The 22719-nt window shown below is 71.7% G+C and carries 12 protein-coding genes and 2 pseudogenes; 8 read left to right on the forward strand and 6 right to left on the reverse strand.

All coding sequences use genetic code 11. The features are described from left to right. Positions 1 to 40 precede the first annotated feature (40 nt). The 5 genes and pseudogenes from H8R17_RS19660 (at position 41) to glpK (ending at position 6176) form a co-directional block, all read left to right on the forward strand. Positions 41 to 466 carry a Zn-ribbon domain-containing OB-fold protein gene (locus H8R17_RS19660; protein WP_187824570.1) on the forward strand — a complete coding sequence of 142 codons (426 nt, stop codon included), beginning with the start codon at positions 41 to 43 and terminating at the stop codon, positions 464 to 466. Then, complete coding sequence (locus H8R17_RS19665) at positions 463 to 1653, forward strand: lipid-transfer protein (RefSeq protein WP_187824516.1); 1191 nt, start codon at positions 463 to 465, stop codon at positions 1651 to 1653. Before H8R17_RS19660 ends, H8R17_RS19665 begins: the two co-directional genes overlap by 4 nt. A 228-nt stretch (positions 1654 to 1881) precedes the next feature. After that, positions 1882 to 3507 (forward strand): EAL domain-containing protein, encoded by a 1626-nt coding sequence (locus H8R17_RS19670; protein ID WP_187824517.1) that lies wholly within the window; start codon positions 1882 to 1884, stop codon positions 3505 to 3507. Between the two features lie 518 nt (positions 3508 to 4025). Next, a pseudogene (locus H8R17_RS19675) lies at positions 4026 to 4638 on the forward strand (MIP/aquaporin family protein); the annotation flags it as partial. Positions 4639 to 4664: 26 nt separating this feature from the next. Further along, positions 4665 to 6176 (forward strand): glycerol kinase GlpK, encoded by a 1512-nt coding sequence (gene glpK, locus H8R17_RS19680; protein WP_187824518.1) that lies wholly within the window; start codon positions 4665 to 4667, stop codon positions 6174 to 6176. 72 nt (positions 6177 to 6248) lie between these two features. Here the strand turns inward: glpK and H8R17_RS19685 are convergent, their stop codons facing one another. The 5 genes from H8R17_RS19685 to H8R17_RS19705 are packed head-to-tail and all read right to left on the reverse strand — an operon-like array spanning position 6249 to position 14333. Next, positions 6249 to 6857, reverse strand: a complete 609-nt coding sequence (locus H8R17_RS19685; protein ID WP_187824519.1) for an ATP/GTP-binding protein — start codon at positions 6855 to 6857, stop codon at positions 6249 to 6251. Then, positions 6838 to 10488 carry a hydantoinase B/oxoprolinase family protein gene (locus tag H8R17_RS19690; protein WP_187824520.1) on the reverse strand — a complete coding sequence of 1217 codons (3651 nt, stop codon included), beginning with the start codon at positions 10486 to 10488 and terminating at the stop codon, positions 6838 to 6840. The genes H8R17_RS19685 and H8R17_RS19690 overlap by 20 nt, the downstream gene beginning before the upstream one ends. A 24-nt stretch (positions 10489 to 10512) precedes the next feature. Further along, the gene (locus H8R17_RS19695; RefSeq protein WP_187824521.1) at positions 10513 to 10908 is read right to left on the reverse strand and encodes a DUF742 domain-containing protein; all 396 of its coding nucleotides are present in this window, start codon (positions 10906 to 10908) and stop codon (positions 10513 to 10515) included. Positions 10909 to 10917: 9 nt separating this feature from the next. Beyond that, on the reverse strand, positions 10918 to 11352 hold the full coding sequence (locus H8R17_RS19700) for a roadblock/LC7 domain-containing protein (RefSeq protein ID WP_187824522.1): 435 nt from the start codon (positions 11350 to 11352) through the stop codon (positions 10918 to 10920). Beyond that, positions 11349 to 14333 (reverse strand): nitrate- and nitrite sensing domain-containing protein, encoded by a 2985-nt coding sequence (locus tag H8R17_RS19705; protein ID WP_187824523.1) that lies wholly within the window; start codon positions 14331 to 14333, stop codon positions 11349 to 11351. The genes H8R17_RS19700 and H8R17_RS19705 overlap by 4 nt, the downstream gene beginning before the upstream one ends. Before the next feature lie 415 nt (positions 14334 to 14748). Between H8R17_RS19705 and H8R17_RS19710 the strand changes: the two genes are divergently transcribed. The 3 genes and pseudogenes from H8R17_RS19710 to solA all read left to right on the forward strand — a co-directional run bounded on the left by H8R17_RS19710 (position 14749) and on the right by solA (position 17945). Continuing rightward, on the forward strand, positions 14749 to 15252 hold the full coding sequence (locus H8R17_RS19710) for a hypothetical protein (RefSeq protein WP_187824524.1): 504 nt from the start codon (positions 14749 to 14751) through the stop codon (positions 15250 to 15252). A 389-nt stretch (positions 15253 to 15641) separates the two neighbouring features. Then, positions 15642 to 16208, forward strand: a pseudogene (locus tag H8R17_RS47000) (transposase); the annotation flags it as partial. Between the two features lie 576 nt (positions 16209 to 16784). Beyond that, positions 16785 to 17945 (forward strand): N-methyl-L-tryptophan oxidase, encoded by a 1161-nt coding sequence (gene solA, locus H8R17_RS19720; RefSeq protein ID WP_187824525.1) that lies wholly within the window; start codon positions 16785 to 16787, stop codon positions 17943 to 17945. 12 nt (positions 17946 to 17957) lie between these two features. On the opposite strand, the gene H8R17_RS19725 is transcribed toward solA, so the two are convergent. Then, positions 17958 to 22718, reverse strand: a complete 4761-nt coding sequence (locus H8R17_RS19725; RefSeq protein ID WP_187824526.1) for a collagen-like protein — start codon at positions 22716 to 22718, stop codon at positions 17958 to 17960. Between the last annotated feature and the right edge of the window lies 1 nt (position 22719).

Genomic DNA, 22719 nt, shown 5'->3' on the forward strand with positions numbered 1-22719 from the left:
TCCAGAGTGGGGAGAAACCGTGTCGCGAACCCGCATGCCTGTGGTGGAAGGATGGTTCTCCGGCGAGGGGGACGACTTCAGACTCCTCGGCACGTGCTGCTCGGCCTGCGCCTCGGTCTTCTTCCCGCGCGAGGACGGCCATTGCCGCAACCCGCACTGCGCCGGTGGCGACCTCGAGGAGGTTCCGCTGTCGCGGCGCGGGCGAGTCTGGTCGTACACCGACAGCCGGTACCGGCCGCCGTCACCCTATGTGACGAACCCGGAACTTCCCTGGGAGCCGTACACGTTGATCGCCGTGGAACTGCCCGCCGAGCGGATCGTGGTGCTGGGGCAGGCCGTTCCCGGGGTCACCGTCGCCGACCTGACGGTGGGCATGGAGGTGGAGGTCGTGCCCGGCGTGCTCCATGAGGACGCGGACACAACCTGGACAACCTGGCACTGGCGGCCGACGGGGGTGGCGGCATGACGGCGGATGTGGCGGTGCTCGGTGCGGGCATGCACCCATGGGGCAAATGGGGGCGCAACTTCGTCGAGTACGGCACCGCGGCGGCCCGCTCGGCGCTCTCCGACGCCGGGCTGGACTGGCGGCAGGTCGGCTCGGTCGTGGGCGCGGACACCGTGCGGGGCGGTTATCCGGGATATGTGGCCGGGGCGACGTTCGCGAAGGCACTGGGCTGGCAGGGAGCCCGGGTCACCAGCGTGTACGCGGCGTGCGCCTCCGGGGCGCAGGCCGTCAACGCCGCGCGGGCGCAGATCCTTTCGGGACTCGCCGACGTTGTGCTCGTCGTGGGCGCCGACTCTGCGCCCAAGGGGTTCTTCCGGCCTGCGGGCGGCGACCGGCCGGACGATCCGGACTGGCTGCGGTTCCGGATTCTCGGGGCGACCAATCCGACGTACTTCGGGCTGTACGCCCGCCGGCGGATGGCCATGCACGGGGACACACCGGAGGACTTCGCGCAGGTGAAGGTGAAGAACGCCGCTCTGGGGGCGCTGAATCCATACGCGCGTTATCGCAAGCGGGTCAGCGCGGAGGAGGTCGCCGCCTCCGCGGTGGTCGCCGATCCGCTGCGGCTGCTGGACATCTGCGCCACCTCCGACGGCGGGGCGGCACTGGTGCTGTCCAGCATGGAGTTCGCGCGCCGGCACGGGTCGGCGCGGCCGGTGCGGATCCGGGCGGTGTCCACGGTGACGCCGCGTTACCCCAACACCATGCTGGACCTCCCGGACATGGCGACGGACTCCGCGATGGCCGTGGAGCCCGCCGCCGAGACGTTCCGGGCGTCGATCGCCCGGGCGGCCTACGAGGAGGCGGGCATCGGGCCCGAGGACCTGTCCGTCGCCGAGGTCTACGACCTGTCCACCGCCCTGGAGTTGCAGTGGTACGAGGATCTGGGTCTGTGCGGGGAGGGCGACGGGGCGAAGTTGCTGAGGGACGGGGCGACGGCGCTGGACGGGCACATACCGGTGAACGTGAGCGGTGGGCTGGCTTCCTTCGGTGAGGCGGTTCCGGCCCAGGCGGTAGCCCAAGTGTGCGAGCTGGCCTGGCAGTTGCGGGGTTCGGCGGGCGATCGGCAGGTGGCGGGCGCGCTCGTGGGAATCAGCGCGAACCAGGGCCTGTTCGGGCACGGTTCGGCGGTGGTCGCGGTGCGGTGACGGACGGGCGTCGGGCGGTCGGGCGATCGGCAGACGGGCCTGAGGGGCGTACGGCGGCTGGCCCTCGCAGGAGCGGCGTGGGGACCGTAGGAGCTGCATCGTCGTCGTGGGAGCGGAGCGTCGGCCCATCCACCACGCAGCTTCTACGCTGTGTGATCGTTCGGGAATCCTGCGTGAACGCCTCATGAACTGCGCCCGGGTGCGCGCCGAGGGGGTCATCATGCTCTCGTGCCCTCCTGGACGGATACTCTCCGCTTCGCCTTCCAACCGGTGGTCAACCTGACGACCGGTGGGGTCGCGGGGCTGGAGATACTCGCCCGCCCGGAGACCGGCGACATCCTGGCCGAGGCCCGCCGCGACCCCGAACTCGACGGCAGGCTGGCGGTGTCGGCGCTCCGAGCGGCGGCGCGCAAGGAGACATTGCTGCCCCTGCACATCAACGTGTTCGCCGGGACCCTCGCCGACCTCGGCGGACTCACCTCGCTGCACAGCGCCGTGCGCGAGGCGGGACGGCTGCCGTGGGAGGTGACGATCGACATCGGCCCGCCCTACACGCACGTGCCGCAGCGGGCCCTGCTGGAGGCGGTGGGCACCCTGCGCGGCCAGGGCTTCCGGATCTGCGCGGACGGCGTCGGCGACGGGGACGTGCCCCTGCGGCTGCTCACGGACATCGCGCCCGACCTGGTGAAACTGGACGCCTCCCTGCTGGGGCACCGGGCGGCGATCCGGGCGATGCGCACGCTGTGCGACGAGCTGGGCGCCCTGCTGGGTGTCGAGGGCGTGGAGACCGAGGGGCAGTGTGCCACCGCGCTGTCGGCCGGTGCGCAGGTGGCGCAGGGCGAGCTGTTCGCCCCGCCGGCCCGGCTGCCCGCCGCGGACGTATACGTTCCGCCCCGCTCCCCCGACGCCGCATCGGTGCCGCGGTCCGGTCCGTCCGTGCGAGAGTTCGTCCGGCCCGCCGCGCTGCTGCCGGACACCGCATCGGCGGGTCAGGTGCGGGCCCTGCTGACCGGGTCACCGGACGTCTCCGGGGTGCTGCTCGTGGACACCGCCGGTGTCCCGGTCCGGTCGGTGCACCGCTCCCGCTTCCTGCTGTCGATGTCGGGGCGCTACGGCCATGCCCTCTACGCCGACCGGCCCGCCGCCAGGCTCGGCGACCCGCCGCGGACGGTGGGCGTCGACGCCACTGCCTGGGAGGTCCTCGACGTGGTGGCGGTCGGCGACCGGGACCGCACGTCCGACGACGTGGCCGTCGTCGACGCGTACGGGCGCTGCATGGGCGTCGTACGGCTCGCCGACCTCGTCCGGGCGCTGGCCGAGACCCGGGTGGAGGAGGCGGCCGGGCTCAATCCGCTCACGCGGCTGCCCGGCTCGGACGCGATCACCGGTGAGGTGGACCGGCGGATCGCGACCGGCCGCGGTTTCGCCCTGAGCTGGCTGGACGTGGACCACTTCAAGCAGGTCAACGACGGGGCCGGGTTCGCGGCGGGCGACGAGCTGATCCGGGCGGTGGGCCGGGCGCTGCAGCAGGCCGCGTCCGGCACCACGCGCGTGGGGCACATCGGCGGGGACGACTTCCTGGTGCTGACGGATCCGGAGTGGCTGGATCCGCTGGCCGCCGCCGTCCTGGATCCGCCCTGGTCGGCGGGCGGGCGTCCGGTCGCGTTGTCCCTGGCCACGGTCCTGTGCCCGTTGGGCAGCGTGGCGGACCACCGGCAGGCGGCCGCCTGTCTGGCGCCGCTGAAGAAGGCCGCAAAAGCGCTGCACGGGGCGAGCTGGGTAATGGGGCGCGCGGGAATTCCCGGGCACGAGATCCGCCGCGGTCCGGAGAGGGCGCCCACGCCGGCCGGGTGAGGGCGCGGGGCCGCTCACGCTATACGCCCCTCGGAGGGGCCTCAGTGGCTTTCTGGCGCCCCTACGGCCCTATGACACCTCTGTGGGCGGTTCGTGGCCTGCGCGTCCTTCTCGGCGCCTCTCAGGGCTTCCCACGCCTCTCCTGCCGGGTCGGCTTCGCTCGGCAGCCGCGCGGAGCGGGCAGGTGCCACCGTCCGTGCACCCCTTCAACCATTCCGGTCGGCGAACTTGACGCTCCCATGACGCCGGTTAACACTTCCGGTGTCAGCCGACATCGCCGTACATACTCGTCGTATTCCGGCACTGCGCCGCGCGGGCCCTTGTGCCGTGGCCCATTCCCCCACGGGCGGTTCGGCTGAGCCGGCACGCTCGTCACGGACGCCGAGCGGGGCGCGGTCTCCCTGCCTTCGGCTGAAGTCGCCATGGGAAACGCATCCTGCACGGAGGACCGGGGCTGATCGTCCCGGGCCAGGGCCTAGGAGCCGCCATGAGCAACGGAGACATCTTTATCGGGGAGATCATCGTGGATCGTCATCGCATTCGGATGGGGGTTCGGCGTGATGGCCGGGGCCTACACGGCCGCACCGCTGTCGGGCGGGCACATCAACCCGGCGGTGACCCTGGGAATCGCCATCGACACCGGGGACTGGGACAAGGTCCCCGTCTACATCGCCGGGCAGATGATCGGCGTTCCTCGGGGCGGTCCTGTGCTGGCTGGTCTATTTCGCACAGTTCCGGGCAAACGCCAACGAGGAGAACGCTCAGCCGACGGTCGGGATCTTCTCCACCGCGCCGGCGATCCGCAATCCCGTGGCGAACCTCATCACCGAGATCATCGCGACCGTGGGTCTGGTCCTGCCGATCCTGGCCTTCGGGCTCACCAAGGGGCTCGGCGAGTCCGGGATCTCGATCCTCATCGTCTCGTTCCTGGTGGTCGGCATCGGCCTGTCGCTCGGCGGCCCCACGGGATACGCCATCAACCCGGCACGTGACCTCGGGCCGCGCATCGCCCACGCCCTGCTCCCGATCCCCAACAAGGGCAGCTCGGACTGGGGCTACGCGTGGGTCCCGGTGGTGGGGCCGCTGATCGGCGGGGGACTGTCCGGACTCATCTTCAACGCAGCCTTCTGAAGGAACCGACGAAGGGGACGCACATCATGACGGACAAGTTCGTCGCCGCAATCGACCAGGGCACCACCTCCAGCCGCTGCATCATCTTCAACCAGGACGGCGCGATCATCGCCGTCGACCAGCGCGAACACCGCCAGATCTTTCCCAAGCCCGGCTGGGTGGAGCACGACGCCACCGAGATCTGGTCCAAGGTGCAGGCGGTTGTCGCGGGCGCGGTCGCCAAGGCCGGGCTGCGCGCCGACCAGCTCAGCGCACTGGGGATCACCAACCAGCGCGAGACGACCGTCCTGTGGGACCGCGCCACGGGAAAGCCGGTACACAACGCCATCGTGTGGCAGGACACGCGCACGGCGGCGCTGTGCAACCAACTGGGCGGCTCGGACGGCCAGGACCGCTTCCGCGAGCAGACCGGGCTGCCGCTGGCCACCTACTTCTCCGGCCCCAAGGCGGCCTGGCTGCTGGACAATGTGCCCGGGCTGCGCGACCGCGCCGAGCGCGGCGAGATCGCCTTCGGCACGGTCGACTCCTGGCTCATCTGGAACCTGACGGGCGGCACCGACGGCGGGCAGCACGTCACGGACGTGACCAACGCCGGCCGCACGATGCTGATGAACCTGGAGACCCTCCAGTGGGAACAGTCCATCCTCTCCGCGATGAACATTCCCGCCGCCGTCCTCCCCGAGATCAAGTCCTCGGCCGAGGTGTACGGCACCGCCGTCGGCCAGCTCGCCGGCGTACCGGTCGCCTCCGCGCTCGGCGACCAGCAGGCGGCCGTGTTCGGGCAGGCCTGCTACGACGTGGGCAACGCGAAGAACACCTACGGCACGGGCAGTTTCCTGCTGCTCAACACCGGCACCCGGCCGGTCAAGTCGAAGAGCGGCCTGTTGACGACGATGGGCTACAAGATCGGCGGTGAGGCGGCCGTCTACTGTCTGGAGGGGTCGATCGCCATCACGGGCGCCCTGGTGCAGTGGTTCCGCGACCAGTTGGGCATCATCCGGACCGCCGACGAGATCGAGCCCCTCGCGGCGAGCGTCGAGGACAACGGCGGCGCGTACGTCGTGCCCGCGTTCTCCGGCCTGTTCGCGCCGTACTGGCGCTCCGACGCGCGCGGGGTCATCACCGGACTCACCCGGTACGTGACCAAGGCGCATCTCGCGCGCGCGGTGCTGGAGGCGACGAGCTGGCAGACGCGCGAGGTCGTGGACGCCATGTACCAGGACTCCGGGGTGCACATCACGACCCTGAAGGTGGACGGCGGCATGACGAAGAACAACCTGCTCATGCAGCACCAGGCGGATGTGCTCGACGTGCCCGTGGTCCGCCCCAAGGTCTCCGAGACCACCTGCCTGGGCGCCGCCTACGCGGCCGGGCTCGCCACGGGTGTGTGGAACGACCTCGACGAACTCAAGGCGCACTGGCTCAAGGACGTCGAGTGGACCCCGGCCATGGAGGCGTCCGTGCGGGACCGCGAGTACCACAACTGGCGCAAGGCCGTGGAGCGGAGCTTCGGCTGGCTGGAGGACGGCGAAAGCTAGACACACACGCGTGTGGTCTTTCCGGACTGCGGCTCGTACCCCGATCGGCGGGGGTACGGGCCGCGCCGCGCGTCAGGTGGTGACGGCGGCCTGGCGGCGCTCGGCCGCGTACGCCATCGCGTGCTCGACGACGCCGATGAGGACCTGCTTGACGGACTCCCGGTCGCGCGCGTCGCACATCAGCAGCGGCACGTCGGCGTCGAGGTCGAGGGCCTGGCGGACGTCCTCGGCGGGGTAACGGGGGGCTCCCTCGAAGCAGTTGACACCGACGACGAAGGGTATGGAGCGCCGCTCGAAGTAGTCGACGGCGGCGAAGCAGTCCTCCAGACGGCGGGTGTCGGCGAGCACGACGGCGCCGAGCGCGCCCTCGGAAAGCTCGTCCCACATGAACCAGAACCGCTCCTGGCCGGGCGTGCCGAACAGGTACAGCACCAGGTCCTCGCGGAGCGTGATCCGCCCGAAGTCCATGGCCACCGTGGTGGTGTGCTTGCCCTCCACACCGCTGGTGTCGTCGACCGGGCGCCCGGCCTCGGTGAGCACCTCCTCGGTGCGCAGCGGCCTGATCTCACTGACCGCGCCGACCAGGGTGGTCTTGCCCACGCCGAAGCCGCCGGCCACCAGGATCTTGAGCGTGACGGGCTCGACCGGTGGCTTCCCGCGCTCAGAACGCCCGAAGATCATCGATCTCTTCTCCTGCTTGATGGGGGTGAGACGACGGCGGGCCGTAGCCTCCGCCGCCGGGGGTTTCGATGACGAGTACGTCGCCGGGGCCGACGTCCGCCGCATCACTGCCGCCGAGTTCGGTGACCCTGCCGTCGGCATGCTCCACCCGGTTGGCGCCGAGCGCACCGGGCGCGCCGCCGGCCATGCCGTACGGGGACACCCTGCGGTGCTGGGACAGCGTGGAGACGGTCATCGGCTCCAGGAACCGGATACGTCGCAGCGCGCCGTCGCCGCCGCGCCACCGCCCGTCGCCACCGCTGCCGCGCCGTACCGCGAACTCCTCCAGGCGGACGGGCAGCCGCCATTCCAGGACCTCGGGGTCGGTGAGGCGTGAGTTGGTCATATGGGTCTGGACGACGGGCGCGCCGGGGAAGCCGTCGCCCGCGCCGGAGCCGGAGGCGACCGTCTCGTAGTACTGGTGGCGGTCGTTGCCGAAGGTGACGTTGTTCATGGTCCCGGAGCCCTCGGCCTGGACGCCGAGCGCCGCGTACAGGGCTCCGGTGATCGCCTGCGAGGTCTCGACGTTGCCCGCGACGACGGCGGCCGGAGGCTCGGGCGACAGCATGGAGCCGGACGGCACGATGATCCTCAGGGGTCGCAGGCAGCCGTCGTTGAGCGGGATGTCGTCGGCGACCAGAGTGCGGAAGACGTACAGGACGGCCGCGTTGACGACCGAGAAGGGGGCGTTGAAGTTGCTGGCGAGCTGCGCGGATGTGCCGGTGAAGTCGATGGTCGCGGAGCGGTTGTCCCGGTCCACGCGCACGCGTACCCGGATGATCGAGCCCGAGTCGGTCTCGTAGGCGTACTCGCCGTCGTCGAGGGCGTCGATGACGCGGCGTACGGCCCCTTCGGCGTTGTCCTGGACGTACTTCATGTACGCCTGGACGACGTCGAGGCCGAAATTCTCGATCATGCGCCCGACCTCGTCGACGCCCTTCTGGTTGGCGGCGATCTGGGCGCGCAGGTCGGCGAGGTTGGTCTTCGGGTTGCGGGAGGGGTGGGGCGCCTCGGTGAGCAGGCGGAAGGTCTCCTCCTCGCGGAAGCGGCCGTTCTCGGCGAGCAGCCAGTTGTCGAAGAGGATGCCCTCCTCCTCGATGGTGCGGCTGTCGGCGGGCATGGAGCCGGGCTGGATGCCGCCGATCTCGGCGTGGTGGCCGCGGGAGGCGACGTAGAAGAGGATCTTCCGGTCACTCTCCGTGCGCCGTGTGTTCTGTGCGTCGAAGACCGGTGTGATCACGGTGACGTCGGGCAGGTGGGTGCCGCCGTGGTACGGATCGTTGACGGCATACGTGTCACCCGGGCGCATGCCCGAGCCCCGGCGCCGGATGACCTCCTTGACGCTGGTGCCCATGGAACCCAGGTGAACGGGGATGTGCGGGGCGTTCGCCACCAGGTTTCCGTCCGGGTCGAAGAGGGCGCAGGAGAAGTCCAGGCGCTCCTTGATGTTGACGGACTGGGCGGTGGACTCCAGGCGGGCACCCATCTGTTCGGCGATGGACATGAACAGGTTGTTGAAAACTTCAAGCAGAACCGGGTCGGCTTCTGTGCCGAGATCGGAACTCTCCGTAATCGCCACGCGTTCCATGACCAAATGCCCGTCGTCGGTCGTCGCGGCCTGCCAGCCGGCGTCGACGACGGTTGTCGCGCTGGCCTCGGTGATGATCGCGGGGCCGGTGACCCGCTCGCCGGGAGGCAGATCCTCGCGGCGGTGGAGGGGTACGTCGCGCCAGGCGCCGCCCGTGTGGAGGCGGACGGTCTCCCGGGCTGCGGTGTGGCCTTCAGGGGTGCCTTCGTAAGGGGCGAGGGCGGAGAGATCGGGGGGTTCGGTGATGCCGGTGGCTTCGACGGACAGGGCTTCGACGACGATCGGGCGGTCGAGCGTGAAGGAGTACGTGGCGCGATGACGTTCTTCGAAGGCTTGCCGCATCGTGTCCGGATCGGTCAGCTCGACGGTGAGGGTGGTGTCGGTGCCGTCGTAGCGGAGCTGGGCGCGGCGGGTGACCTGGATGCGGTCCTCGGGGACGTCCTCGGCGAGAAGTTCGCCGCGGGCTGCGGCCTGAAGGTCGTCGGCGGTCTTGAGGACGCCGGGCATGGCGGCGGGCTCCAAGGGTGCCTCGACGGACTGTTCGCGCATGGCCGTGGTGTCGGCGAGGCCGATGCCGAGCGCGGAGAGGACACCGGCCATGGGCGGCACGAGGACGGTGCGGATGCCGAGCGAGTCGGCGACCATGCAGGCGTGCTGGCCACCGGCACCACCGAAGGTGGTCAGGGCGTAGCGCGTGACGTCGTGGCCCTTCTGGACGGAGATCCGCTTCACGGCATTGGCGATGTTGGCGACGGCGATGTGCAGGTAGCCCTCGGCGACCTGCTCGGGGGTGCGGTCGTCGCCGGCCGTCTCGCGGATCTCGCGCGCGAGGGAGGTGAAGCGCTCGCGTACCAGCGCGTCGTCGAGCGGCTGGTCGCCGTCCGGGCCGAACACCCGCGGGAAGTGCGCGGGCTGGATACGGCCGAGCATGACGTTGGCGTCGGTGACGGCGAGCGGGCCGCCGCCGCGGTAGCAGGCCGGTCCCGGGTCGGCGCCCGCCGAGTCCGGCCCCACGCGGTAGCGGGAGCCGTCGAAGTGCAGGACCGAGCCGCCGCCGGCCGCGACGGTGTGGATGTCCAGCATGGGGGCGCGCAGCCGGACACCGGCGATCTGTGTCGTGAAGACCCGCTCGTACTCGCCGGCGAAGTGCGAGACGTCGGTGGACGTGCCACCCATGTCGAAGCCGATGACGCGGTCGAAGCCGGCGAGCTGCGACATGCGGGCCATGCCGACGATGCCGCCCGCCGGCCCGGACAGGATGGCGTCCTTGCCGCGGAACTGTCCTGCCTCGGCGAGGCCGCCGTTGGACTGCATGAACATCAGCCGTACGCCGTCGAGTTCGTCGGCGACGTGCTGGACGTAGCGGCGCAGCACGGGCGACAGGTAGGCGTCGACAACGGCGGTGTCCCCGCGCGGGACGAGCTTCATCAACGGGCTGACCTCGCTGGACAGCGAGATCTGCGGAAAGCCGGTACGGGCGGCGAGCTGTCCCACGGCCTGTTCGTGGGCGGGGTGGAGGTGGCTGTGCATGCACACGACGGCGACGGCGCGGATCCCGTCGTCGTACGCCTCCCGGAGAGGGCCGGCGAGGGCGTCCAGGTCGGGGGCGCGCAGGACGGTGCCGTCGGGGGCGATGCGCTCGTCGATCTCGACGACGCGCTCGTAGAGCAGTTCGGGCAGTTCGATGCGGCGGGCGAAGATGCTCGGGCGGTTCTGGTAGGCGATGCGCAGGGCGTCGCGAAAGCCGCGGGTGATGACCAGCAGGGTCCGCTCACCCTTGCGCTCCAGCAGCGCGTTGGTGGCGACCGTCGTCCCCATCCGGACTGCCTCGACGGGGTCGTCGGCGCCGGCCAGCAGGGTGCGGACGCCGGCGACGGCCGCGTCGGAGTACCGGGCCGGGTTGTCCGACAGCAGTTTGTGCGTGAGCAGCCGGCCGTCCGGGCGACGCGCGACGATGTCGGTGAACGTGCCGCCTCGGTCGACCCAGAACTGCCAGCCTGTCACGTCAGTACCCCGCTTTCGCGCCGCTCACAGCGCCCGCAGGCCATTGATCACGTCGCGCAGAATACTCTCGTCCGGCAGCTCGGCAGGGGGTACCGGCCGGTTCACATGGACGAATTCCGTGTCCACGAGGTCACCGATGAGGACCCGTACGACCCCGATGGGCAGGGCGAGCTCGGAGGAGAGCTCGGCGACCGACTGCGGGGTGTCACGGCACAGTTCGACGATGTCGACGTGTTCCGGGGACAGCGTGGGGTCCGCTTCCGGGTCGTCCGCGTGGGGTTCCGTGACGACCACCGCGATCAGGTCGAGGCGGTGCTGGGCCGGACTGGTGGTACGGCCGCGCGTCATGGCGTACGGACGGACGACCGGCCCAGCTTCGTCGTCGAACCAGTGGCTTCTTCCCTGACCGTCTGCGCTCATGTCATCCCACTACCCGCCCGCGGGCAGATCGGTGCGCGGAGCGGCACCCAGGTGCACGCCGACCCGCTTCACGAGGAGCGTCATCTCGTATGCGACCTGGCCGACGTCCGAGTCGGCGTCGGACAGGACGGCGAGACAGCTGCCGTCGCCGGCGGACGTGACGAACAGGAACGCCTCGTCGAGTTCCACGACCGTCTGCCGGACGCTTCCGGCCTCGAAGTGGCGGCCGACGCCCTTGGCGAGGCTGTGGAACCCGGACGCGACGGCGGCCAGGTGCTCGCTGTCCTCCCGGGTCAGGTCCTTGGACACCCCCGTCGGCAGGCCGTCGCTGGACAGGACGAGGGCCTTGTGGATGCTCGCGACGCGGTCCACCAGATCATCGAGGAGCCAGTTCAGCTCGCCCTTGATGGTCGCGGTGTGGCCGGTCGCCTTTGGTGCGGTCATCGACCGTCCCCCTTAGTCGTTCCTCGTGGTGCTGTGCCGCTGGGGGCGTCGTCGCCCGCGGCGTTCTCCTTGCGGCCGCGCTGCCAGCCGCGCTGGAGCGAGGCCATTCGGCTGCGTACTTCCTCGGCGTCCCGCTCGACGGACTCGGCCTCCTTGGCCTCGGCGCGCGGGCCGGGGCCCTGCCTGAGCTGCGGAGCGAGGCTGGCCTGCCGTACGCGCCGGGGCAGTGGAGCCGTGCCGGAGTGGGCCTCCCGGGAGCGGTCGGTACCGCCCGGCGGCTGCCCCGGTCCCGGCCGCGGTGACGCCGGACCGGAACCGGTCTCCCGAGGCTCGGGCTCCGGGCTGCCGACGGAGCCGTCCGGGCCGCTCGGCGCGATCTCGGCGCGGCGGGTGCGCCGGGGCAGGGCGGGCACGTCCGGCTGCGCACCGGGGGGACGGCCCGGCGATGCCGGGCTTCCAGTGCGCTGCTCGTCGGTGCGGGCGGTCGTGTCGGTGGTGCGGCGCTCGGGTTCCGTGCCGGAGCGCCGGCGGGCGGGCAGTGGCGGGGCGGATTCCGGTTCGGGGCGGTTCAGGCCCTGGGCGGAATCCCGGTCCTGCTCCTCCTTCCGGGTGCGCTGGCCGGTGACCGGGCGTCCGTGCGAGCTGACCAGCTTGGGCGTCCGGCGACGGGGCAGGGGGACCGGGGCGCTAGGGTCGTCCTCCCCGTCGGCCCGGTCGGATCCGCCGCGCGCATGGGGCACCGGGTGGGACTGCTCACTGCGCAGACCGATCGAGTCATCGTCGGCGGGGCGCCGCTCGGCGCCACCCTGCGCCCGCCCGGTCGGCTCCTCCTCGCGGCCGTGGGGGCGGCGCGGGCGGAAGAGACCGCCGCCTTCGCTGTCCTCCTCGGCCAGCCTGCCGGGGAAGTCGTCGAGGGCGTCAAGGTCGACGGGGGCCTCCAGTTCGACCGGACCGTCCAGGAGCGAGGCGGGCAGGCCCGGCAGGTGCACCGGCGCCTGGGACAGGGCGGCGCGGCGGCTCTCCTCGGGTGCGCGTTCCTTAGTGAGCTGCGGGCGGTCGAGGCGGAAGCCGACACCGTTGGTGTCCGGGACCTCGTCCGTGAGCAGGGCGTCGGGGATGAACACGACGGCGGTCGTGCCGCCGTACGGGGACGGCTGCAGGGAGACCCGGACGTTCTGCCGCTGGGCGAGCCGGCTGACCACGAACAGGCCGAGCCGGTCGGTGTCGGACAGCTCGAACTCCGGTGTCTCGGCGAGCCGGAGGTTGGCGTCCAGCAGGGCTTCGGCCGCCATGCCGAGGCCGCGGTCGTGGATCTCCAGGGTGAAACCGTTGGCGACACGCTCGCCGAGCACCTGGACGGCGGTGTGCGGCGGGGAGAACACAGTGGCGTTCTCGAGGAGTTCGGCCACGAGGTGGGTGAGGTCCGCGACGGCCGGGCCGGTGACGGCGATCCGCGGCAGCCGGCGGACCTCGACGCGTTCGTAGTCCTCGACCTCGGCGACGGCGGCGCGCACGACGTCCATGAGCTGGACGGGTTTGCGCCACTGCCGGGAGGGGGCGGCTCCGGAGAGGATCACCAGGCCCTCGGCGTGCCGGCGCATGCGGGTGGTCAGGTGGTCCAGGCGGAACAGGTCGGCGAGTTCTTCGGTGTCCTCGGTCCGGCGTTCCATGGTGTCCAGCAGGGTGAGCTGCTTGTGGAGCAGGACCTGGCTGCGGCGGGCGAGGTTGACGAAGACCTCGGAGACGCCGGCGCGCAACTCGGCCTGCTTGACGGCCGCTTCCACGGCGGCGCGCTGCAGGGTGTTGAGCGCCTGGCCGACCTCGCCGATCTCGTTCTTGTCGTACTCCAGGCGCGGGACCTCGGTCTCCACGTCGACCTGTTCGCCCGCCGACAGGCGGCGCATGACGCTGGGCAGCCGCACCCCGGACGCCTCGTGGGCCTCCAGCCGCAGCTGCCGCAGGTCGCGGATGAGCGCGCGGCCGACGCGCACGGACAGCACGAGGGAGAGCAGCAGCGCGATCAGGCCGAGGACGCCGGCGATGACCGCCTTGAGGATGACGCTCATCGCGACCGGGCGGACCTGGTCCTGGTAGCGGTCGCCGGCCTGGTCGTTGAGGGTGGCCAGCTCGTGAAGCACATTGCCGGCGGCGGTGTCCCAGCTGCGGGCGCTGACCCCGCGGGGCGTGCCGGGGCCGGAGGAGACGGCGGCCTCCTCGGCCACGCGCAGGGGCGCGGAGGAGGCGCTCTTCCAGAAGGTCTCGTAGCGGTCGCGCTCCGAGGTGGGCAGCAGCGGCAGGTTGGTGTCGTACATCAGGGTGCGCTGGGCCACGAGGTCGGAGATGCCGCGGCTCTCGCTGCGGGAGAGTTCGCCGACGATCAGGGAGGAGCCGAGGAGGGCGTCCTCGCGGGAGAGAAGTTCGCGGGCGCGGGCGAGGTTGACGAGTGCGCGGTACTGCTTGTCCAGCTCCACGTTGTCGACGACACGGAGGTTTTCGAGCAGGACGTAGCACGGGTCGACCAGGTGGTTGTACAGGTCGAAGGCCTGTGAGCGGTTGACGGTGCCGTCCTCGACGCTGCGACGCAGGGAGGCGATGCCGTCGAAGGCGTCCAGGACGGCGGTCAGCCGCTCGTCCGTGGCCTGGCTCATCGCATCGCGTACGTCAGGGTCCTTGGCGTTCTTGCGGATCTCGGCGAGGGCCTCGTCCGTGGCGGACCTGCTGCGCCTGAGGTCGGCGAGCCCGTCGGAGGCACGCGGATCGGCCAGATAGACGAGGGTCTGGCGGCGTTCCTGCTGCAGAACGCGGACGGTGTCCTCGACGGGGTAGCCGATCTCCTCGACCGTCGAGGACACGTTGAACAGATCGTCCACCTCACGTCCCGTCAGCACCGTGGCAAAGGCCCAGATCCCGGTTAGGGACACCAGCGGCACGAGAAGCAGCGCCACGATCTTCCGGCGGATGGACTTCCCGCGAAAGCGCATGGCCTCCCCCAGCTCGACCCCCGTCGGCAGGGGGTACACATGGCGTCAACAAACGGCGCGAGCCTACTACCGACGCAGAGATAACTCGAAGAGGTGTCCGGAAGCTGAACTTCCATACCGGCGTCGAGTCATGTGGAGTTGTCCGGTCATGGGGGGAGATTGCCTACCGGAATCGGTTGGCGGCCGCGGCGGCCGATCCGCCGGGTCCGCTCGGATAGTTGGCCAGATTTTATCGCTCCTTGGGAATCTTCGTGACGCGTCGTTCGTCCTTCTGTACGGGAGATGGGGGCGGAATGGACCACAGGAGCCGCGTCCCGCACCTCGGCGGCATAAAACAGCGCAAGCCGGGCAGCCAGTGGGAGCCGTGTCCTCGGACACGGCGAGAGGTCTGCCGGCGGTGGGGAGTGACACGTTGATGGGCACGGCGGAGCGGCGCGGGGCGCCCGGAGACGGCGGGGCGCAGATGACGGCGCGGCGAGGCCGCGAGGCACCGGATCACGATATTCCGGCGGCCGCGCGCGAGCAGCCGCAATGCCGGCCGTTGTGGGTCGAGGAGCCCGCGCAACGGCGCCGGATGCCGGACCCCGTGCGGAGGGCCGCCGTGCGTGCGGTGCTCATCATCGCGGTGACGCTGATTCAGGCCATGGTGGCCTTCCTGTGCACGATGGCCGGATCCTGGCTGGCGTTCCCGATGGTGATCAGCAGTGTGACCAGCACGGTGGTGGCCACCTGGGGCGTACTCGACGTCTGGGTCACACGCCAGGTGTGGAATCAGCGCCATGGCGTGGTCTCGGTGCCGAGCAGCACCGCGCGGGCGTTGCGGCGTGAGCGGCGCCGGCTCCGGAGGCAGGAGCGGGCGGCCGAGCGGAAGCGGGAACGGATAGGCACGCCGGGCGCCGGGCAGCTGTCGCACTCCTGAGGCGCCTCCTGACGACCGGTGGCCGGAAGCCGGAAACCGGTCGAGCGGCACCCGGCGGAGGTGCACAACGTTTCTTCAGGCAGCGTGTCTCCAGCCTGCGTTCCGCGCAATTCAGGAGTTCTGGAGTCCCTGCCGAGGTGAAGGTGCAGGTCAGCGGGCTGGAGTCTGGTGACACGGTCGGATTCGCCTAGAGACGCGATTTCCGGATTCACCTGCGCTGAACTGGCCTTGCTCCGTATGGTCTGGAGTCGTGTATGTGAAGACGACGAAGCGGGAGAACAAGTCCGGCACGGTCCGGTACTGGGCAGGTCGGTAAGGTCGGGCAGGTCGGGCAGCCCAAGCGGGGCCGGCGCAGGGACATGTCGGTGACCGAGCGGGTGCTGTTCTCCATGGTGGCGAACCGGGCCCTGGCCCCGTCGTCGAAGCTGGCGGCCGCGGACTGGGTCACGCACGACGTGCATGTCGACGGCCTGCCGGCCACCGACGACGACGCCTGCTACCGGGCGATGGACTGGCTCCACGAAGTCCAGGACGACCTGGAGAAACGGGTGTTCGACGAGGTATCGAACCTTCTCAACCTCGAGGTCGACCTGCTGTTCTTCGACACCACCAGCACCTACTTCGAACTGGAGGAGGCCGACGAGCCCGTCACCCGTGACGACAAGGGCCGCCTCCTGCCCGCCGCAGACGACACTCCCGCCGACGCCGATGACAGCGGTGACGCCCCGGACCAGGCCGGGTTCAGGACCTTCGGCAAGTTCAAGGACTCCCGCGACGACCTGCCGCAGATCGTGATCGGAATGGCCGTCACCAGGGACGGCATCCCGGTCCGCGTCTGGTCCTGGCCCGGCAACACCGGTGACCAGAAGCTGATCCGGCAGGTCAAGGACGACATGCGGGACTGGACCCTGAGCCAGATCGTGTGGGTCACCGACCGGGGATTCTCCAGCGAACGCAACCGCCGCTACCTCCGCCAGGGCGAGAACGCCTACATCGTCGGCGAGAAACTCCGCTCAGGCAGCCCGGAGGTGAAGGCCGCCCTGTCCCGGCAAGGCCGCTACGGCGAGATCGCCCAGAACATGCGGGTGAAGGAGGTGCGGATCTCCGACACCGAACGGTTCGTACACGTCATCCTCTGCTGGCTCGCCCTGCTGTTGATCCGCATCACCGAGACCACCACCGGCGCGACCTGGCCGACCGTCCGCCGCGAACTCGACCGGCTCCACCTTGGCACGTTCACCGGCCCCACCGGCCTGTTCCGCCAGGTCACCACCCTCACCAAGCCCCAGACCGACCTCTTGGCCTCGACATCCCCACACCGAAGCAGATCATCGCCCTCGAACCCACACCCCGCTGACCAGCACGAACACCAGCACCTAGAGAAACGCCTCTCAGGCGCCCTCACCCATGTCCGCGCAGGTCAGACCCAGATCCGTGACTCTGTGCCGCTGAATTACGCGGAACGCAGGTCCAGAGGGGCGGCGGGATGTACCGCCGCCGAGACGCCCCCCAGATGCCCCCAGGAGGCATTGTTGTCCCCCACCTACGACGTCATCGTCATCGGCCTCGGCGGCATGGGCAGCGCCGCCGCCCATCACCTGTCGGCGGGCGGTGCCCGCGTCCTCGGCCTGGAGAAGTTCGGCCCGGTGCACAACCGAGGCTCCAGCCATGGTGGTTCGCGGATCACGCGGCAGTCGTACTTCGAGGACCCGGCGTACGTACCGCTGCTGCTGCGCGCCTACGAGCTGTACGACGACCTGCACCGGGCCACCGGCCGCGAGATCGCGATCCGCAGCGGTGGCGTGATGGTCGGCCACCCCGGCTCCCTGGCCGTCTCGGGCTCGCTGCAGTCGGCCCGGCAGTGGGACCTGCCGCACGAGTTGCTGGACGCCAAGGAGCTGCGCCGCCGCTTCCCGACGTTCACGCCACGGGACGACGAGGTCGCCCTGTACGAGCGAAAGGCGGGCCTCCTCCGGCCCGAGCACACCGTGGCCGCACACCTCCAGCTGGCCACCCGGCAGGGCGCCGACCTGCACTTCGAGGAGCCCATGACGCGCTGGGAGCCGTACCGGGACGGCGTGCGGGTGCACACCGCCGAGAACACCTACACCGCGGGCCAGCTGGTCGTCTGCCCTGGTGCGTGGGCGCCGCAGTTGCTGACCGATCTCGGGGTGCCGTTCACCATTGAGCGGCAGGTCATGTACTGGTTCCAGCCCAAGAACGGCGTCGAGCCCTTCCTCCCCGGGAACCACCCCATCTACATCTGGGAGGACTCCCAGGGCGCCCAGGTCTACGGCTTCCCCGCCATTGACGGCCCCGCCCTCGGCGCCAAGGTCGCCTTCTTCAGCAAGGGCGAGGTCACCACCCCGGAGACCATAGACCGGACGGTGTACGACCACGAGGTCCAGGACATGGCGGACCATATGTCCCGCTGCATACCCGACCTGCCCGGCACCTTCCTCAATGCCGCGACCTGCATGTACTCCAGCACCCCGGACGAGAACTTCGTGATCGCCCGGCACCCCGCACATCCGGACTCGGTCACCGTGGCCTGCGGGTTCTCCGGGCACGGCTTCAAGTTCGTGCCCGTCGTCGGCGAGATCCTCGCCGACCTGGCCCTGACCGGCACCACCGAGCATCCCATCGGTCTGTTCGACCCCGCCCGCCTCGCCGCCGCGCCCGCCCCTGCGTGACGACGACGCCCCTTACGGGGCGCTCACGCTGGACGCCGGTCGTTTGAACATCCGCGTCGCTGTGATCTCGCTGTGCACCGACTCTTCCTCCTGGGGCTGCTGTGGCAGGCCAGGGCGGAGGTGTTCCTCCACTCTGATGTACTTCAGGCCGGCGCGGAGGTCGGCGTCGTTGCGGAGGCGGATGACCAGGGGAAACTCTGCCAGGGCCGTCGTGTCGAACAGGCCGGTGGTGTAGAGGAGTTGGACGCCCAGCGCGTCGGAGACGGCGCGCTGGAGTTCCAGCAGGTACGTGGCGTTGGCGCGGCCGATCGGATTGTCGAGGAAGAGCGTTCCGGCGTGGCGGTGCTTGTCGCGGCCGCGGTCGTTGCTTCTGAGCGCGGCCATCGTGCAGTACAGGGCGATGGCCGCGGTGAGCAACTGGCCGCCGGAGAAGACGTCGCCCATCTGGCCGACGGGGACGCGTTCGGCGCGCAGTACGGCGTCGGGCTTCAGGATCTCGACGGCGACGCCCTTCGGCTGAAGGGCCGCCGCGACTCCGCGCAGCAGCAGGGACATGCCGTCGCGCCGCAGGTCGGAGTTCTTCTTCACCGCCGCGCGGGTCGCCTCGTCGATGACCTCGCCGAGCCGCTCGGTGAGCGTGGCCTGGTCGGGTTCCTCGAAGCGGATCCGCAGGAACTCCTGCCCGGACCACTCGCCAAGGCCTTCCGGGAGCCGGGAGAGCCGCTGGGCGGACCTGAGCGTCGCAAGGGCCGACTCGACGAGCCCGCGGAGGCGGTGCACGATCGAGTCGCGGTTCCGCTCCAGCTGCTCCAACTCGTCCGTGAGGACGCGGAGCCGGGGTGCGAAGGCGTCCGCCCACTTCTGGGCGTGCTCGGGGAGCGCTGAGGCGGGCAGCTCGCGGATCTGCTGCCGTGCCGGGGTGCGCACCTGTTCGTAGCGGGTGGAGTTGGCGTGCCGGACGAGGACGTCGCTGGCCTCGCGTACGGCGGCCTCGGCGGCGGACAGGTCGGCGGCGCAGCCGCGCAGCGAGCGGCGGGCCTCGGCGGCCGACTGCCGGGCCTCGTCCAGGCTGCCGGGGTACGGCTCCGGCTCCTGCTGCTCCTCCTCGGTCGTGTGCTCGCGCAGCAGGTCGCGGAGCATCGCGGCGATCTCGTCGAAGCCGCCGGCCGCGTCCTCGGCGGCGCGGTGGGCCTCCAGCAGCTCGGCGTGCGCCTCCCGGGCCTGGTCCAACGCCTCGGTGCGCCAGGCGAGTTCGGCGGTCGCCGTGCGCAGCAGGGCCTGCGCGTGCTCGGCGTCGCGCGGCACCAGCTCCTCCGGGAGGTCCGTGTGCGCCTCGCCGTCCTGGGGGGCGTGCCGCTCGGCCTCGCCGCGCAACCGGCCGAGCTGTTCGCTCGCGCTCGACATCCGGGTCTCCAGGAGCTGTACCAGCTCCTCCGCGCGCGCGGCAGCGGCCTGACGGGACGGCCCGTCGGAGCCGTCCGGGGATTCGAGGAGCTGCTCCGCGCGTGTCCGCACCTTGTTGCTGAGCCGGTCCAGTTCCGCGCGCGCCGCGCTCTCGTCGCTCTCCGCGCGGGCCTGCTCGGCGCGCAGGTCGGCGCCGACGCCGACCTTCTCGTACACCTGGGAGGCAGCCCGGTAGGCCTCGCGCAGGGCGGGCAGCGACGCCTTGGGCGCGTCGCCGTCGGTCTCCGGTACGTCGTCGGGGGCGCCCGCGATCTCGGAGCGCTCGGCGCGCAGCGCGCGGGCGGTGCGGCGGGCGTCGTCGGCGGCACGCTGGGCGGCACGCCGGTCCTCATCGGCGGCGCGGGCGCGCTCCAGGCAGGCCTGGGCGCGGGCCTCCGCGTCGGTCGCCTCGTCGGCCAGTTCGCGCAGCTTGACCTGCCAGCCGGCCCGTTCGCGCAGCCGGAAGGCGAGCCCGGCGAGGGCGTCGGCGGCGCGGCGGGCCTTCTGCGCGGCCTCCTGGCGCTCGTCGCGCGCGTGCGCCGCCTCGGCGGCGGCCTCGTCGGCCTCGGCCCGCACCGTGCGTGCCTCGGCCAGTTCCGTCTCCGCCTCCTCGGCAAACGCGCGCGTGTCCTGGGCGGCCTGCGCCAGCTCGGCCAGCCGGCCGGCCGGGCAGCCGGTGCGCCAGGAGGCGAGCCGCGCCGCCAGCTCCCGGTCCTTGCCGAGCCGCGCGGCGAGTGCGCGGATCTCCTCGTCCCGCTCTGTGGCCCGCGCGCGCAGCGCCTGCCGCTCCTCGTCGGCGGCGTGCTCGTCGTGCATGGCGGGGTTCGGGGGTACGAGGAACACATCGCCGGTGTCGGCGTCGGGGGCCGGGGTCGGTGCAAGCAGGGCGGCGGCCGTGCCGACGGCGACTGCCGAGCGCGGCAGCAGGGCGGCGTCGGCGAGCGCCTCCCGCGCCCGCGCGTGCGAGTCCGGGTCGGTGATGATCACGCCGTCCACCAGTTCCGGCCGGGCCGCCAGCACGCGCGCGTGGTCGGCGGGGTCGACGGCCTGCGCGAGATAGCGCCAGCCGGGCAGCGCGGGGATGCCGTGCTCGCCGAGGAACTCCACGGTGGCCAGCACGTCCGGGCCGGGCGGCAGCAGGCCGCCGTCACCGAGCGCACCGAGGATCCGGGCGTCGTCGGCGGCGGCCGTACGCAGCTCGAACAACTGGCGTTCGGCGGAGGAGACGGCGTCGTCGAGGAGTTCGCGGAGGTCGTCGGCGAAGCGGTCGAGTTCCTCTGGGGTGAGGGCCTCCTCGGCAGCCGGGCGCAGCGCGCCACTACGGCCGGACGTGTCGGGCCCGCCGGCACGGCCGCGCGGCGGCGCCCCGTCAGGCCCGGAGCCCGCACCGGCCGACGGCTCGCCCGGTGCCTCGCCCGAAGCGCCGAGCGAGCCGTCGGCGCCGGTCCGGGGTCCCGGCACGACACCGCGTACCGCGCCGGAGGCGCCCGGCAGGCTCAGCAGTTCCGCCAGCCGCTCCTCCCCCGCCAGCGCCTCGGCGATGCGGTGCTCCGCCTCGTAGGAACGCTCGGCGGCCGTGGCCGCGTCCGCGGCGCGGACGGCGGTCAGTTCCGCGCGGGACTCGGCGGCGGCCGCCTCGCGCGCGTGCTCGGTGGCGCGGCGGGAGGCCTCGCGGGCCGAGTCCCAGGCCGCGACCGCGGTCTTCTCGGCGTCGCTGGCGGCGAGGGCCGCGCAGGCCGGGTCGGCGTCGGGCGCGCTGTCGTCGAGCCAGCCGGCGCGCACCGCCTCGGCGGTCTCCTGCTCGACCTCGGACAGGCGCTGCCGCAGGTGGCCGGCCTCGCTGCGGGCGCGCTGCGCCTCAGTGGCGGCGGCGGTGGAGTCCCGGTAGGCGCAGTCGCTGACCTCCTGGAGCCCCGCGGACCGCTCCTCTTCCTCATTGGCGAGGTCCTCGGCGTTCTGCGCGGCCCCGTGGAGGGCTCGTACGAGGTCGACGGCGGCCTTGGAGCGGGCGGCCAGGGCGGGGGCGGCGTCCCGCTCGGCCTCCTGGATCGCGGCGGACACGCGCGCGACGCGGTCGGCGGCGGCGCGGTGCCGCAGCACGGCCTCGGCGGCCTGCCAGGCGGAGTGCAGCGTGCGCGCGTCGGCGAGTTCGCGCTTCTGCGCGGCGGCGGACTTCTCGGCCGCGGCCAGCGCAAGTGAGGCGTGCCGGTAGGCAAGTTCGGCGGCGGTCAGCGCGCTGTGCTCGCGCGTCGCCTCGGAGTGCGTGACGGCGTACGCGGCGGCGGTGACCCGCTGCGCCAGGTCGGCCGCCCGCACCCGCTCCTCGACGCCGCGCGCGGACAGCCTGCGGGCCAGGGTCCGGGTACGGCGCTCGGCGCCCGTGTGGATCTCGCGCGCGTGTGTGCGGGAGTCGGTGGCGTGGACGATCCGCCCGAGCAGGTCGACGGACCCGGCGGTGAAGTCGCGTTCGGCGATCAGCTCGGCGCGTCGGCCCAGCTTGTTGCCGAAGCCGCTGACGAGGTCGGCGAGTCCGTCGGTGTCCCGCGTGTCCGTGACGGCCCGCAGCAGCAGGTCGGTGAAGTCGGCGTCCTTCTTGACCGCGAACAGGCCCGCGGCCTCGCCCTCGTCGGCGTTCATCTCCCGCTGGTAGCGGAAGAGTTCGGGGTCGAGGCCGAGGTCGCCGAGGTGCTCGATCCACCGGTCGTGGATCTCCTCCCAGTGCACCTCCAGGTGCGGATAGGCCTTGCCGGCCTCCATGAGGGCGTCCCGGAAGCCCTTCATGGTGCGGCGGCGCCCGCGCGCCCCCGACTGGCCCTCGGCGGGGGGCCGTACGGCGGTGGACTCGGCCACCGGAAGGTTGTCGAGGCTGAGGCCGGGCCCGGGCCGGAAGGAGTACCAGGCCTCGGCGAACTTCCGCGGGTCGTTGGAGACCTGGCGGCCCCGCCACTCGCTGGCCTTGCCGACGACGACGCACTCGCCGGTCAGTGTGTGCTGCCACTCCAGCGCGACATGCCCGCAGTCGTCGGCGAGCAGGAACTTCCGCAGCACACCGGAGCTGGCACCGCCCAGCGTGTTCCGGTGCCCCGGCAGCATCACCGAGAAGATCAGCTTCAGCAGGACGGACTTGCCGCCGCCGTTCTCCAGGAAGAGCACACCGGCGGGCGCGGGCCGGCGCGGCGGGCCGACCGGCTCCTCCTCGAAGAACTCCGCCTGCGTGGGCGCGGGGTCGGGCACGGGCTCGCCCACGCCGCGCAGGTCAAGCACGGTGTCGGCGTAGCGCGCACCGGCGGGCCCGATGGAGTAGAGGCGGACCCGGGACAGCTCGTACATG

Source organism: Streptomyces sp. TRM68367 (assembly GCF_014495685.1).
Lineage (GTDB): Bacteria > Actinomycetota > Actinomycetes > Streptomycetales > Streptomycetaceae > Streptomyces.